This is a genomic window from Ruania alkalisoli (assembly GCF_014960965.1).
Taxonomy (GTDB): Bacteria; Actinomycetota; Actinomycetes; order Actinomycetales; family Beutenbergiaceae; genus Ruania; species Ruania alkalisoli.
In genome coordinates this window covers 2,762,665-2,776,919 of the sequence record NZ_CP063169.1, presented here as the reverse complement: position 1 = coordinate 2,776,919, position 14,255 = coordinate 2,762,665, and the positions used below count along the sequence as shown (strand labels likewise).

Genomic DNA, 14,255 nt, shown 5'->3' with positions numbered 1-14,255 from the left:
AGGCTCAGGTCACCGCACCCACGTGCCACGGAATGAACTCGTCCTGACCGAGGTCGAGCTCTTCGCTGACGGTCTCGCGGCCGGAGGCGACCTCGACGATCATCCGGTAGATCTCCTCGCCCACCTCGGTGAGGCTGGCGGTGCCGTCGACGATCCGCCCGCAGTTGAGATCCATGTCCTCGTGCATGCGTTCGTACATTGGGGTGTTCGTGGCCAGTTTGATCGAGGGCGCCGGCTTGCACCCGAGCACCGACCCCCGCCCGGTGGTGAAGCACACCACCGTGGCGCCACCGGCGACCAGGCCGGTCACCGAGACCGGGTCGTAGCCGGGGGTGTCCATGAAGGTGAATCCCTTCGCGGTGATCGCCTCGGCGTACTCGTACACGCCGGTCAGTTCGGCCGTACCGCCCTTGGCGACGGCGCCGAGCGACTTCTCGAGGATCGTGGTCAGGCCACCGGTCTTGTTTCCCGGGGACGGGTTGTTGTCCAGGGTGCCCTCGCCGGCAGCGGTGTAGTCCTTCCACCACTCGATCCGGTCCAGCAGCCGCTGACCCACCTCGGGTGAGACCGCCCGGCGGGTGAGCAGGTGCTCGGCCCCGTACACCTCCGGCGTCTCGGCCAGCGTGGAGGTACCACCAGCCGCGACCAGCAGATCCGAGGCATACCCCAGGGCAGGATTGGCCGTGATGCCCGAGTACCCGTCGCTGCCGCCGCAGTTCAGGCCCAGGGTCAGGTGAGCCACGTCCGCAGGCTCCCGCTGGGCCTCGTTCACCCGCGGCATCATCTCCTGGATCTTCTCCACCCCGGCCCGCACGGTGGCCCGGATGCCTCCGATGTCCTGGATGGTCATCGTCTCCACGTAGGCGCCCTCGGGCAGGCCCAGGCCGTCCACGAGCTGGTTCACGGCGATCATCTCGCAGCCGAGCCCCAGCACCAGCAGTCCGCCGAAGTTCGGGTGGTTGGCGTACCCGCGCAGGGTGCGCAGCAGCATCTGCCCACCCTCGGAGTCCGGTACCAGCCCGCACCCACTCTGATGGGTGATCGCCATGACGCCGTCGACGTTCTCGAACTCCTCCAGCCCCGTGTGGCGGAACTGGTCAGCAATCATGTTCGCTGAGCTCGCCGAGCAGTTCACCGACGTGATGACGCCGATGTAGTTGCGGGTGCCGACGCGGCCGTCGGGGCGGTGGTAGCCGAGGAAGGTGCGCGGCAGGTCACGCCCCTCAGGGAAGGAGGGTTGCACCCGCGCGGTCCCGAACTCGTGCTCTCGCTCGTCGAGATCCATTCCGAGGTTGTGCGAGTGCACATGATCCCCGGCCGTGATCGCCGCCGTCGCGCGCCCGATCGACTGCCCGTACTTGAGCACCTGGCCACCCTGGGTGACCGGACGGATGGCGAGCTTGTGGCCCCGGGGGATGGGTGCCGTCGTGCGAAACGCCTGCACCCCGGGCAGCCGAATCTCGGCATCGACAGGCAGATCGGCCGTGGCGACAACCACATGGTCCTCCTCCCGCAGACGCAGGACCGGAGGCTCGGACGGGGCAGGATCGGCAGACACGCAGAGACCTTCGCTCGCTAGTGGGTCGTGGCGACCAAGTCTACCCGAGAAACCGGTCTCTCGGGCGGTGTCGTCACGATGCTCACGCCCCGGGAAGGTAAGTTGGCGGCCGTGACCTCTCGTATCGCCGTGTGCCCCGGATCCTTCGATCCGGTCACCCTTGGGCACCTGGACATCGTGCGCCGCGCGCGTACCCTGTTCGACGAGGTGGTGGTGGCCGTGGGGATCAACTCCGGCAAGGCACCACTGCTGGATGCCGACACCCGCCTGCGGCTGTTCACCGACGCGGTCGCCGACCAGGATGGTGTGCGGGTGGTCCGCATGCCCGGACTGCTCGCCGACTTGTGCGACGAACTCGGGGCCAGCGCCATCGTCAAGGGCCTGCGGGGCGGCGCTGACTACGACGCCGAGCAACCGATGGCCTTGATGAACCGGCACCTGAGCGGCGTGGAGACGGTCTTCGTGACCGGTGCACCCGAACTCGCCCACGTCTCCTCCACCATGGTCAAAGACGTCGCCCGGTACGGGGGCAGCATCAGCGACCTCGTTCCGCCCGCCGTCGACGATGCCGTCCGGACCGCCCTGCACCCGAAAGATGGACACTCATGAGCAAAGCAGCAGAGCAGGGCGAGTCGTTGGTCGCGATCCTCGACGAGCTCGCCGACCTCGTCTCCTCCGCACGCTCGATGCCGATGTCGGCCTCCGTACTCGTCAACCGCGCTGAGGTGCTCGAGTTGATCGACTCCGCGACCGGCGTGCTACCGGACCAGATCACCCGCGCGGACTCCGTGGTAGCCGACGCCGACGCGGTGCTGCAGCGCGCGCGGCGCGAGGCGGGCGCGATCGTGGAGAAGGCCAAGGAGCGGGCCGACGAGCTCGTCTCCAGGGAGGCCGTGGTGGCAGCAGCGAACGAACGCGCCGCGACCATCGTCGCCACAGCCAAGGCCGAGGCCGAGAAGCTCTCCCGCGAGGCCGACGACTACTGCGACCGTCAGCTCGCCCAGTTCGAGATCGACCTCAACTCGATCTCCTCCCAGGTGGCGGCCGGGCGAGCCCGGTTGATGGAGCGCACCCGTGGCCGCCGCGGCCCGGCCGATGAGACCAACGGCGGGAACGACAAGGAAGCGAACGACTCATGACGCCCTTCCAGATCTCCACCCATGACCTGGGCCGACGGCCCGGATCGATGCGGACCCTCACCCTCGACGTGCCCGTGGCCGAGCCGATGGGCAACGAGGTGATCGCCGTCCGGGCCGGCAGCGAGGTGGCGCTCGATCTGCGGCTGGAAGCCGTGATGGATGGTGTGCTCGTGACCGGGGCCGCGCAGGCCGTCGCCGAGGGCGAATGCGTGCGATGCCTGACCGATGTCTCCCTCGATCTCGATGCCGACATCACCGAGATGTTCGCCTACCCCGGCACGCAGGACGCCAGCGAACTGGGGGAGGACGAGGAGCTGTTGCCCGAACTCGATGGGGAGACGCTCGACCTCGAACCCACGGTGACGGACGCCGTCGTGCTGGCCCTGCCTTTCCGGCCGCTGTGCCGGCCGGACTGCCCGGGCCTGTGCCCGGACTGCGGGATCCGCCTCGACGAGGCGGAGGAAGGGCACGCACACGAGAACCTGGACCCGCGCTGGTCGGCCCTGACGGCGCTCGCAGGTGCCGAGGATGGCCCGGATGACGCCCCGGACGAGGAGCCTCAGCAGTGACCGCACGCGCCGTCGACGAACTGGTCGAGGCGCTGGGCATCGAGGTCGATCCCGAGCTGCTCGTCCTGGCCCTCACGCACCGGTCCTTCGCGCATGAAGCCGGCGGTATCCCGACCAACGAGCGGCTGGAGTTCCTCGGCGACTCGGTGCTCGGGGTGATCGTCACCGAGCACCTGTACCGCACCCACCCCGACCGCGCTGAGGGGGACCTGGCGAAGATGCGCGCGGCCACCGTCTCCCAGCGCGCGCTGTCGGTGGTGGCCCGCGAGATGGGGCTGGGGGAGTACCTGCTGCTCGGCCGGGGTGAGCAGACCACGGGCGGGCACGACAAGGACTCCATCCTGTGTGACACGCTCGAAGCCGTGATCGGGGCGGTGTACCTGTGCCACGGGCTCGAACCGACACGCGCGTTCGTGGAGCGGATCGTGGGGGGACGGCTCACCGACGCCGCCGGTCTTGGTGCAGGCCTGGACTGGAAGACCAGCGTGCAGGAGCTCGCGGCCGAGCGCGGCCTGGGCGCCCCGGAGTACCGCATCGAGGCGACCGGCCCGGACCATCAGCGGCACTTCACCTCCACGCTCATGCTCGGCGACCAGTCGTGGGGTGTCGGTGAGGGGTCGGCGAAGAAGATCGCCGAGCAGCGTGCGGCCGAGCAGGCCTACCGGGCCCTCGAAGAGGGCACAGCGTCCGACGACGTCCCTCACGAGGCGTAGTGCCCGAGCTCCCCGAGGTCGAGACCGTTCGCGCGGGCCTCGCCGACCATGTGCTCGGGCGCCCCGTGACCGGGGTGCGGGTACTACGTGACCGTGCCGTGCGCCGTCAGGCCGGGGGAGCTGCGGAGCTCGAAGCCCTGCTGACCGGGCGGACCTTCACCGCCGCCGTGCGGCGCGGAAAGTTCTGCTGGCTCACCCTCGCCGGGCCCGATGGAGAGCCCGAGGACCACGCGTTGCTGGTGCACCTGGGCATGAGCGGTCAGCTGCTGATCTCCGAGGACGCCCGGAGCAACCCGCATCTGCGCGTACATCTCGAGCTGGCCGGCGGACCCGATCTGTGGTTCGTGGACCAGCGCACCTTCGGCTACCTCACCGTGGCCGATCTGCTGCCCACTCCCGACGGCGGCCCTGGCGGTGACGCAGGCGGCGCACCTGTCGCTGCGCTGCTTCCCGCACCGGTGGCCCATATCGGGCGTGACCTGCTCGATCCCGTGCTGGCCGAGCCGGCCGCCCGCGCAGCACTGAACCGGCGGGTGCGGCGTGGCCGGCGGGGGATCAAGACGGTTTTGCTGGACCAGACCGTGACCGCCGGCATCGGCAACATCTACGCCGACGAGGCGCTGTGGCGGGCGGGCGTGCACTACGCACGGCCCGCGGACCGGATGCGGCCAGGCCTGGTGGCGGCGGTGCTGGACGCCGCCGAGGCGGTGATGCGGCAGGCGCTCGTGGCCGGGGGAACGAGCTTCGATGCGCTGTACGTCAATGTCAACGGTGCCTCGGGCTACTTTGACCGGTCGCTCGCGGTCTACGGCCAGGAGGGGGAGCCGTGCCCGCGATGCGGCACCTCGATCGTGCGCGAGGCATTCGCGAACCGGTCCTCGTTCTTCTGCCCGAGGTGTCAGCGGGCGGGCCGACCTCAGACATGATGGTGCTCTCGCGCTCACACGCGTCCGCGAGATAATAGGCTCATGTGATGGCCATGCCGATTCAGCACCCGCACGCCGTGTTCTCCGGGGCATGGGGCGACACCACGACGGGGGCCTGGTACCCCGCGCAGGCGGTCGTGAGCGCAGGCATCGTCACCCTGTGGATCGGATCGGCGGCGGCCGGCTGGACGCAACATTTCAGCGTGCCGGCACGGGAGGTCACGGTGAAGTCCGCCGCACAGCGCATCACGCTGGTCGTCGGCGGTCGAAGCTACCCGATCCTCGCCGACCCGGGTGCGGTGAGCCGCGCCCTCGGCTTCACGAGCATGGGCATCGTCGGCGGGGTCGCCCATCATGGTCATCGCCCGTATCGCTACCGCCGCTACCGCCGCGGCTCCGGTGCTGCCTGGGATGTCGCCCGCGGTGTGAACCAGGCCGCTGCTGCGTACGCCTTCAATGCACGGGGCGGCGGCGAGTTCCTCTCAGCCGTGCGGGCTTCGGGCGCGCGGGTCTCGCGTCTCGGCTACGGCGCGATCGCTGCCATCGGCTGCGGTAGCGCCGTACTGGTGGTGTTCGTCGTCGTCGCCCTCGCGGTGGCGTTGAGCGTGTAGAAGGCTCGCTGACGTGAGGCAGCCCGCCGCCAGGTAAGCCGCGTACATGACAGCCCTGCGGGTGTCCGGTCCCTACGCTGCGGCCCGGCGACTCAGTCGGCGACCTGGTCGCGGGTCCGACACCCAGACTGCCGGACCCGCGGCCACGCCGCCGACGAGAGGTGAATCCGGGCCGGCCGACAGCGCAGTGCTACCGGCCGGCCCAGGTCAGGTGATGATCAACGATCCACGCGGGCGCTTCCGCCCCCGGCGAGCTTGAGCACCTCGGCCTTGGTGACCATGGTCGTGTCGCCCGGGGTGGTCATGGCCAGGGCGCCGTGCGCTGCCCCGTACTCGACCGCCGTCTGGATGGGTTCGCCCTCGAGGAGGCCGTAGATGAGGCCTGAGGCGAAGGAGTCGCCGCCGCCGACACGGTCGAGGATCTCCAGGTGCTCACGATGGGTGGCCTCGGCGAAGCCTTCGTCCCGCGACCAGGCGATCGCGCCCCAGTCGTTGTCCGAGGCCGTGTGCACGGTGCGCAGCGTGGTGCCGATCACCTGGAAGTTCTCATACGTCCGCCCGGCCTCGGTGATCATCGCCTTGAAGCTGTCGATCTCCAGGTTGTCGAGGTTGTCCCCGGTGCCCTGGACCTCGAACCCGAGGGAGGCCGTGAAGTCCTCCTCGTTGCCGATCATCACGTCGATCAGCGGAGCGATCGCCTTGTTGACCTCCTGGGCCTTGGCCTGGCCACCGATGGTCTTCCACAGGCTCGGTCGGTAGTTGAGGTCGTAGGAGACCACGGTGCCGTGCTTCTTGGCTGCCGTGACGGCCTCGATGACGACCTCCGCCGTGGACTCCGAGAGGGCGGCGAAGATGCCGCCGGTGTGCAGCCACCGCACGCCCAGCTCGCCGAACAGGTGGTCCCAGTCCACCTGGCCCGGCTTGATCTGGCTGATGGCGGTGTTGCCCCGGTCGGAGACGCCGACGGCGCCGCGCACTCCGAAGCCCCGCTCGGTGAAGTTCAGGCCGTTGCGCACCTCTCGCCCGATGCCGTCGTAGGGCACCCAGCTGATGAACGAGGTGTCGACGCCACCGGTGAGCATGCAGTCCTCGACCAGCCGGCCGACCTCGTTGTCCGCGAGCGCGGTCACGGCCACGGCGCGCAGCCCGAACGCGCGGCGAAGACCGCGGGCGACGTTGTACTCACCCCCGCCTTCCCAGACGCGGAACTGGCGGGTGGTGCGGATGCGACCCTCGCCCGGGTCCATGCGGAGCATGATCTCGCCCAGGGAGGCGATGTCGTAGCGGCACTCGGAGGCGGGACGGATGGACAGACTCATGAAATCCCTCGTCGAATTGGTCGTCAGGTCGGGTCAGGCAGCGGCGAGCGCGACGGCCTCGCGGGTCAGCTCACTCACGCGATCGAAGTTGCCGGCGGCGATCTCGTCCCGCGGCACCATCCAGGAGCCGCCGACGGCGAGCACGGCACTGACCGCGGTGTACTCGGCCAGGTTCTTGGGTCCGATGCCACCGGTGGGAACGAAACGTAGCCCACCGAAGGGGGCGGCCAGGGCCTTGATTGCCTTGGCGCCGCCGGAGGTCTCGGCTGGGAAGAACTTCACGACCTCCAGGCCCTCGGCGAGCGCTGCCTGCACCTCAGTGGCGGTCACTGCGCCCGGGAGGGGGAGAACCCCGCGTTCGATACACCGGCGCACGACAGCCTGCGAGAACCCGGGCGAGACCACATAGGAGGCGCCAGCGTCCACGGCCGCATCGACCTGGTCTGTGGTCAGGACCGTCCCGGCCCCGACCAGCATGTCGCCCCGGGCGCTCATCGCCTTGATCGACTCCACCGCGGCGGCGGTGCGGAACGTCACCTCGGCCACGGGGAGGCCGCCGGCCACGAGCGCCTCGGCGAGCGGGGCGGCGGAGGCAGCGTCGTCGAGCACGACGACGGGAACGAGGCGGGCGGCGCCGATGCGCTCCAGCATCTCGGGGGACTGCACTGTCATGTCTCTCCTTGTGTGACCGAGTGTGCGGTGCTGGGCCACAAACGTTTGCAAACAATCGTGTGGCGGACACGCTAGCATGTGCAACATTCGAGGGACAATGTTCTGCAAGCGTTTGTAGGAGGCGATGCATGGTCACAACGCTCCGTGACGTCGCCGACGCGGCCGGCGTCTCCATGGCCACCGTCTCGCGCGCGCTCGCGGGTTCGTCGGTCGTCGCAGCCGTGACACGTGAGCGGGTGCAGAGGCTGGCGCAGGAGCTGGACTACCAGCCGAACCGGGCCGCCCGCCAGCTGGTCACCGGACGAGGTCAGGCGATCGGCCTGGTGGTCCCGGACCTGCAGAACGCCTTCTACGCCTCCGTCGCCACCGGGATGCAGCGGCGCGTCCGGGACGCCGGGCTGAATGCGATGATCGCCGACACCGACGAAGATCCGGAGCGCGAGCTAGAGGTGCTCGGGCAACTCGCGATGGTCTGTGACGGTGCCGTGCTTGCCTCGTCCCGCACGAGTGACGACGCACTGGCCGAGGTGGCCGGCCGCACGCGGGTGGTGCTGGTCAACCGGGTGCTCGACGGCGTGCCGGCCGTGGTGGGAGACAACGCCGGCGGCATCACCCAAGCACTGCGGCATCTGGCTGCGCTCGGGCACACCAAGATCGGCTACGCCGGTGGGCCGTCCACGTCGTGGTCCGATGCGCGCCGGAGGGAAGGGCTGCGGGCAGCCGAAGTCACCGGCATTGTCGGTGCGGACACCGTGGTGGACCTGGGGGCATTCCGTCCGGGTTCGGCGGGCGGCATCGACGCCGCCGATCAGGCCCTGGCTGCCGGGGTGACGGCGGTGCTCGCCTTCAACGATCAGCTCGCCCTGGGCATCCTGGGTCGCCTCGCCGACCGGGGCGTGCCCGTTCCGGAACGTATGAGCGTGGTCGGATTCGACGACGTCCCGGTGGCGCGCCTGCTTGCGCCGCCACTGACCACCGTTGCGGTGCCGGCGCTGGAGATGGGAGCAGCGGCGGTGGATCTGCTACTCGCCTCGGCCCCGCAGACGCGGGTGCTGCCGGTGGACCTTCAGGTGCGACGGTCGACGGCGGAGCCGTCCCGCTGACCGCGTGACCGCCGCTGGCGGACATACTCCACGACCCCGGCGAGAAGCCCGACCAGCGGCGCGGCGATGACGGCATGCCAGGGGGGATTCCCTTGGTTGCCGATCATGTATCCGAGTAAGGCTGCCGCCGTCACCAGGACGCCGGACCACAGGCTTCGACTCACCATGTACTCGCCTCCCGACGCCAGCGTACGAGAGGAGCGCAGGCTTGGGGGAGAGAATTGGGCGCTGCGTCAGCGGCGTTCGTCATAGGCTGAACTCGTGACCAACCCCACCCGCGTACTCATCGTCGATGACCACGAGATCGTCCGGCGAGGAGTGGTTGGTGTGATCGACACCGTCGATGATCTGACCGTTGTGGCCGAGGCCTCGACCGTGGCCGAAGCGATCCAGCGGGCGGAGCTCACCCGACCCGATCTGTTGCTGGTGGACCTGCAGTTGCCCGACGGCACGGGGGTGGACGTCATCGACGGTGTCCGTGCCGTGCTTCCCGAGGTGCGCGCCGTGGTGCTCACCTCCTTCGGCGACCCTCAGGCACGGGCTGCCGCCCAGGCCGCCGGCGCTCGAGCATTCGTACTCAAATCCGTGCGCGGTGGGCAGATGCTCGACGCCGTCCGTGCCGTCGCAGCCGGGCGCACGCTCCTGCGTGACACCCCGGTCGAACCGCGCGGCGACGATCCGTTCGAGCTGCTCACCCCCACCCAGCGCCGCATCGTCGAGCTCATCGGGGACGGCCTGTCCAACCGTGAGGTCGCCGACCGCCTCGGTGTCGCGGAGAAGACGGTCAAGAACCACGTCACCTCACTGCTGGCCACACTCGGTCTGCAGCGTCGCACGCAGGTGGTCGCCTGGGTCACCGGACGTCGCCGTGACCAGGACCCGCAGTGGCGGCACGCACCGACCTGAGCGCCGATTACGCTCGCACCATGCACGAACACACCAGTGACATCCCCGAGGACAGTGCCACCCTCACCGGGGCCGTGGCAGACCTGATGCCGCAGGCCATCTCCGACCTGACCGAGCTGGTCTCCTACCGATCGGTGCAGGACCCTGCCGTCGAAGACCCCGAGCAGTGCCGCCTCGCCGCGGAGTGGGTGCGGGAACGCCTCGTCGAACTCGGCCTGGCCGATACGGCACTGGTGCGCACCCCGGACGGAAGCGACGCCGTCATCGGGCACTACGAGGGCCCGCCCGGTGCGCAGCGAGTGCTGCTCTATGCCCACTACGACGTGCAGCCCGCCCCTGCCGAGGGCTGGCGCACCGACCCCTTCACGCTGACGTTCGCCGATGGCCGCTACTACGGCCGCGGTGCCGCCGACTGCAAGGGCAGCGTGGTCAGCCATCTCACGGCGCTGCGGGCCTTGCGTGCGGTGCGCGGGGCCGACCCTGCCGACCCTGATCCCTACCCCGTTTCGCTCACAGTCGTGATCGAGGGCTCGGAGGAGCAGGGGACCGCCGGCCTGGAGCAGTACGTGGCCGCGCACCCGGAGGAGTTCTCCGCAGACGTCATCCTCATCCAGGACACAGGGAACGTGAAAGTCGGTCAGCCCACCTTGACCACTGCCCTGCGCGGCATGGTGGACGTGACCGTGCGGGTGGAGTCCTTGGCCGGGCAACTGCATTCGGGTGCCTTCGGCGGCGCTGCCCCCGACGCGCTGGCTGCCCTGATCGCCATGCTCGCCTCGCTGAAGGATGATCGCGGCAACACGACGATCGACGGGCTCGATGCCACCGGCACGTGGCCCGGCGCCCCATACGACGAGGCCGCCTTCCGGGCCGATGCCCGGATGCTCGAGAGTGCCGAGGTGACCGGCTCGGGAACGGTGGCCGACATGCTGTGGGCGCGCCCCGCCGTCACCGTGCTCGGGATCGACGCACCCGCTGTGGTGGGCTCGGTGCCGGCCATCCAGCCCAGTGCGGCTGCCCGGGTGAGCCTGCGGGTGCCGCCGGGAGTCGACACCGACGATGCCGCCGAGAAGTTGCAGGCTCACCTGCGCCGCGCCGCCCCGTGGGGTGTGCGGGTGGCGACCGAGCTCGCGGGGCAGGGGTCGGCCTTCGGGGCGCGCACCGACACCGAGGCGTTCGCGCTGCTGAAGCAGGCGCTCACGGATGCCTTCGGCACCCCCACGATCACCTCCGGTCAGGGCGGATCCATCCCGTTGACGGCGGCCCTCGCCTCCGCGCAACCGGACGCCTCGATCGTGATGCTGGGTCTGAGCGACCCGGCCAGCCAGATGCACGCCGCGAACGAAAGCGTCCACCCCGGCGAACTGGAGAACATGGCCGCCGCGGTGGCGATGTTCCTGCAGCGGCTGGGCGAGCGGGGCATCACTGCGGATACAGCTGGGCGGGTGCCGCGGTCCAGATGAGCTGGGCGCCGCGGCGCGCGCCAGGTCCGGCTCCAGCATGGAGCGAGCACGTGCCTGCGTGCCGGCGGGCGCGCCCGGCGAGGTTCGCGAGACCGGAGCGGCGCGTGACGGACAGATCTGGCCCCACGCCGTCATCGGCCACGGTGACCACCAGCAGCTGACCCTGCCCGCCCCGGGCGCTGATCGTGACCGCAACGTGCTCGGCGCGGGCGTGACGGGCGGCATTGGCGAGGCCCTCACGCACCACGGCGACGATGTCGTCGGCCAGATCCTCCTCTACGCCGGCCAGATCTGTGGTGACCGTGAACCCCACCTGCAGACCCAGTGCGGTGCGGGCGTGCGCGAGCTCCCGCTCCACCCGAGCCTGCAACGGGAGGCGCTCCTCCTCTGTGCGTAGTGCGTGCACGATCCGGCGGATCTGGCCCACGGCCTCGTCCACACCGTCCAGCGCCTCCTGAAGCTCCTCGGCCTGCGGCTCACTGAGCTGGTCCTGCAGGTGCCCCAGCCGCAGGCCGGTGGCGAACAGTTGCTGGATCGCCAGATCGTGCAGGTCGCTCGCGATCCGGCTGCGTTCGGAGAGCAGATCGGCGAGGTTCTCGGCCTGCCGGGCCTGGGAGAGGGTGATCGCCAGCGCCGCCTGCCGGGCGATCGACTCGGCGATGGTGAGCTCGTTCTCGGTGAACTCCACCGCACCGGTGTGCCGCAGCAGGATGAGCACGCCGAGACCCTCATCTCCGGCCATCAGCGGGGCGTACAGCGACGGACCGTACCGACCGAACTGGGGCACTCGCAGGTTCCTCGCCCGGGCGAAGGAGTCGACGATGATGCCGTACCCGTCCCGCAACACGGTCATCGCGCGTCCGTTCGGGGGCATCACGATCCCCACCAGATCACCGACCGGGTCCCCGTCGGCGAACTCGATCACCCAATCCGAGCCGACCCCGGGCAGCACCAGCAGGGCCGTGTCTGCCTTGGCCACCTGGCGCACCCGACGGGCGATCAGCGCGAGTGCGTCCTCGATCTCGGTGCCGGACAGGAGGGTGGTGGTGATCTCCTGCCCGACGGCGAGCCACCGTTCCCGCGTCCGTGCCGCCTCGTAGAGGCGTGCGTTCTGTACGGCGACACCTGCGGCAGTGGCGAGCAGGTGCACACCGGCGGCGTCGTCGTCGGTGAACGGCTCGGACTTGCCGGCCACATAGAGGCGGCCGTAGACCTGCCCACGCACCCGTACCTGAACCCCGAGGAAGCGGGCCGTGCGGGGGTGACCGGGGGGCAGATCCGCGAACCGCGGGTGGTCGACGAGATCGTCCAGCAGCAGCGGTTCGGTACCGATGGCCTCCAGCACCTCCACACCGTGCGGGTGCGTGAGGAGCGCTTGCACGTGCGGCGCGTCACCAGTCTCGATGTGGGTCTCGACGCCCCCGGCGGCATCGAGCACACCGATCGCCGCGTACGGGGCACCGGTGAGGTCGGCCGCAGCCTCGACAACGTTGCGGAGCACCTCCTCCAGCTCCAGGTGCGAGGTGACCGCGAGCATCGCCTGCAGCATCTCAGCGGGCGCGGGTCTCATCGGTCCAGTCTCGCCGATGCGTCCAGGCGGAGCACCTCATCTGCGGCGTCGATGCCGCGCTCGTCGTGGGTGATCAGCAGCACCCCGCGCTCGCGCCCGAGGGTGAGGATGTCCTGTTGCAGCGTCAGGGCGGTATCGGCGTCGAGGTGCTCGGTCGGTTCGTCCAGGATCAACAGCGGGGCGGGGGAGCACAGTGCGCGCGCCAGCAGCAGCCGGCGGCGCTCGCCGCCGGAGAGTGTCTCGGCGCTGACGAGCGTGTTCAGGCCCTCCGGAAGGGCGGCGACCAGGTCGTTGAGGCCGACCCGCTCCAGCATGCGGTGGGCCTCCGCGGCGCTCACGTCTCCGCGCGCTACCCGCAAGTTCTCCAGCACAGTGGTGGAAAACAGGTGGGCATCCTCGGGGGTGAAGGTGACGACGTCCGTGGGGGTGCTGCCGCCGCGGATCTCCAGTTCGCCGCCGATCGGGTCGATGAGACCTGCCAGGGTGAGGGCCGTCGTGGTCTTCCCCGACCCGCTGGGGCCGAGGAGTACGACGGCGCGACCCGGCTCCAGCTGCAGATCGATCCCGCCGACCACCGTGCGGCCCGGCCAGCCGCACGCGAGACCCCGTGCGATGACCTTCGGATCCTGTGTTGCCTCGTTCTGTCGCTCCGACCGCACGCGAGGCGACGATTCGGGGCAACGCGCGGGGCCGGCGGCGTGCAGCAACGCCAGGATCCGGCGAGCTGACGAGGCTGACCGGGTCAGCTGCACGGCTGCTGCAGGCAGCGCAGCAGTCGCCTCGAAAGCCGCCATGGGTGTGAGCACCACCACGGCCAGCTCCACTGGCGTGAGAGTGCCCGCCGTCATAGCCGGGATGCCGATCATCAGCGCCGCAACGGTGGCGATGCCCGAAGTCAGCAGGCCGATCCCGTGCGCGAGAGCGGCGGGGACTGCCGCGCGATCCCGGGCGCCCCGCAGGCCGGACTCCGCCTCGGCCAGTGCGGCACGAGCGCGCGGCATCCCGCCCTGGACCCGTAGCTCGGTGGCGCCGTCGAGGATCGTGGAGGTCGCGACCGAGACATCCAGGCGGTGCACCATCCCATCGACCTCTGCCAGACGCGCCGCACGGGCCGCGAGGACTGGTCCGAGCACCCCGGCGATCAGCAGGGTGAGAGCGAGCACCGCACCGATGGCAGGCGAGAAAGCACCCACCAGGATCACGCTGCCGGTCGAGACCACCGCGGCGACTGCGGCCGGCAGGAGCCCGCGGACCACCACATCGCCCAGGGTGTCGGCATCCGCGCCGATCCGGGAGAGCAGGTCGCCGCGCCGCAGACCCAGGGTCGCCTCGGGGCGGCCACCGGCGAGAGTCCGGTAGAGCCGTTCGCGCAGTGCGGCGACTCCCCGCAGCGCGACATCGTGCGAAGCCAGCCGGTCCAGATAGCGGAACAACCCGCGCGAGATCCCCAGCGCGCGGACGGTGACCACGGCGACGGTCAGGTCGAGGACGTGCGGCATCTGGCTTGCGCGAGCGATCAGCCACGCCGAGACGGCTGCGAGCCCAACAGCCGCGGAGAGGGTCAGCGACCCCCACGCCACCGCCACCAGCGCGCGCCGGCGTGAGACGTTCAGGAGCGGAAGAATCGCCCGGACCGCGCGCAGGTCTGACCAGAGCCCGCCCGATCGAGCGCCGCTAGCCGACCGGCCCGCTCTTCCCGACCAGCG

At 70.2% G+C, this 14,255-nt stretch carries 15 protein-coding genes; 9 read left to right on the top strand and 6 right to left on the bottom strand.

Annotation, left to right across the window (positions count from 1 at the left end; translation table 11 throughout):
* Positions 1-4 precede the first annotated feature (4 nt).
* Positions 5-1,558, bottom strand: a complete 1,554-nt coding sequence (locus IM660_RS12340) for a UxaA family hydrolase (protein WP_193495886.1) — start codon at positions 1,556-1,558, stop codon at positions 5-7.
* 111 nt (positions 1,559-1,669) lie between these two features.
* On the opposite strand from IM660_RS12340, the gene coaD reads away from it, so the two are divergent.
* The 6 genes from coaD to IM660_RS12310 are packed head-to-tail and all read left to right on the top strand — an operon-like array spanning position 1,670 to position 5,516.
* Complete coding sequence (gene coaD, locus IM660_RS12335) at positions 1,670-2,167, top strand: pantetheine-phosphate adenylyltransferase (RefSeq protein ID WP_246464931.1); 498 nt, start codon at positions 1,670-1,672, stop codon at positions 2,165-2,167.
* Positions 2,164-2,697, top strand: coding sequence for an ATP synthase subunit B family protein (locus IM660_RS12330; protein WP_193495882.1), 534 nt, complete (start codon positions 2,164-2,166; stop codon positions 2,695-2,697). The genes coaD and IM660_RS12330 overlap by 4 nt, the downstream gene beginning before the upstream one ends.
* Positions 2,694-3,266: a YceD family protein gene (locus IM660_RS12325; protein ID WP_193495880.1), complete on the top strand. Its 573-nt coding sequence runs from the start codon at positions 2,694-2,696 to the stop codon at positions 3,264-3,266. Before IM660_RS12330 ends, IM660_RS12325 begins: the two co-directional genes overlap by 4 nt.
* A complete protein-coding gene (gene rnc, locus IM660_RS12320; RefSeq protein WP_193495878.1) occupies positions 3,263-3,979 on the top strand; it encodes a ribonuclease III in 717 nt (238 codons plus the stop codon). The genes IM660_RS12325 and rnc overlap by 4 nt, the downstream gene beginning before the upstream one ends.
* Positions 3,979-4,905 (top strand): bifunctional DNA-formamidopyrimidine glycosylase/DNA-(apurinic or apyrimidinic site) lyase, encoded by a 927-nt coding sequence (gene mutM, locus IM660_RS12315; RefSeq protein ID WP_193495877.1) that lies wholly within the window; start codon positions 3,979-3,981, stop codon positions 4,903-4,905. The genes rnc and mutM overlap by 1 nt, the downstream gene beginning before the upstream one ends.
* A 47-nt stretch (positions 4,906-4,952) precedes the next feature.
* A complete protein-coding gene (locus IM660_RS12310) occupies positions 4,953-5,516 on the top strand; it encodes a hypothetical protein (RefSeq protein WP_193495875.1) in 564 nt (187 codons plus the stop codon).
* A gap of 218 nt (positions 5,517-5,734) precedes the next feature.
* Here the strand turns inward: IM660_RS12310 and IM660_RS12305 are convergent, their stop codons facing one another.
* Positions 5,735-6,835 carry a sugar kinase gene (locus IM660_RS12305; RefSeq protein WP_193495873.1) on the bottom strand — a complete coding sequence of 367 codons (1,101 nt, stop codon included), beginning with the start codon at positions 6,833-6,835 and terminating at the stop codon, positions 5,735-5,737.
* Between the two features lie 33 nt (positions 6,836-6,868).
* Positions 6,869-7,507 (bottom strand): bifunctional 4-hydroxy-2-oxoglutarate aldolase/2-dehydro-3-deoxy-phosphogluconate aldolase, encoded by a 639-nt coding sequence (gene eda, locus IM660_RS12300; protein WP_193495871.1) that lies wholly within the window; start codon positions 7,505-7,507, stop codon positions 6,869-6,871.
* Between the two features lie 128 nt (positions 7,508-7,635).
* Here eda and IM660_RS12295 point away from each other — a divergent pair, with 128 nt between their 5' ends.
* Complete coding sequence (locus IM660_RS12295) at positions 7,636-8,610, top strand: LacI family DNA-binding transcriptional regulator (protein WP_193495869.1); 975 nt, start codon at positions 7,636-7,638, stop codon at positions 8,608-8,610.
* On the opposite strand, the gene IM660_RS12290 is transcribed toward IM660_RS12295, so the two are convergent.
* The gene (locus IM660_RS12290) at positions 8,574-8,777 is read right to left on the bottom strand and encodes a hypothetical protein (protein ID WP_193495867.1); all 204 of its coding nucleotides are present in this window, start codon (positions 8,775-8,777) and stop codon (positions 8,574-8,576) included. The two genes, IM660_RS12295 and IM660_RS12290, sit on opposite strands and share 37 nt — an antisense overlap.
* A gap of 94 nt (positions 8,778-8,871) precedes the next feature.
* Between IM660_RS12290 and IM660_RS12285 the strand changes: the two genes are divergently transcribed.
* Together IM660_RS12285 and IM660_RS12280 are read left to right on the top strand one after the other, a co-directional pair.
* Entirely contained in the window at positions 8,872-9,516 is a 645-nt protein-coding gene (locus IM660_RS12285) for a response regulator (protein ID WP_193495865.1), read from the top strand.
* A gap of 20 nt (positions 9,517-9,536) precedes the next feature.
* Entirely contained in the window at positions 9,537-10,979 is a 1,443-nt protein-coding gene (locus IM660_RS12280; protein ID WP_193495864.1) for a M20/M25/M40 family metallo-hydrolase, read from the top strand.
* Here IM660_RS12280 and IM660_RS12275 read toward each other — a convergent pair.
* Both IM660_RS12275 and cydC read right to left on the bottom strand, forming a co-directional pair.
* A complete protein-coding gene (locus tag IM660_RS12275; RefSeq protein WP_193495862.1) occupies positions 10,939-12,549 on the bottom strand; it encodes a GAF domain-containing sensor histidine kinase in 1,611 nt (536 codons plus the stop codon). The two genes, IM660_RS12280 and IM660_RS12275, sit on opposite strands and share 41 nt — an antisense overlap.
* On the bottom strand, positions 12,546-14,174 hold the full coding sequence (gene cydC / locus IM660_RS12270; RefSeq protein WP_425503885.1) for a thiol reductant ABC exporter subunit CydC: 1,629 nt from the start codon (positions 14,172-14,174) through the stop codon (positions 12,546-12,548). The genes IM660_RS12275 and cydC overlap by 4 nt, the downstream gene beginning before the upstream one ends.
* Positions 14,175-14,255 lie beyond the last annotated feature (81 nt).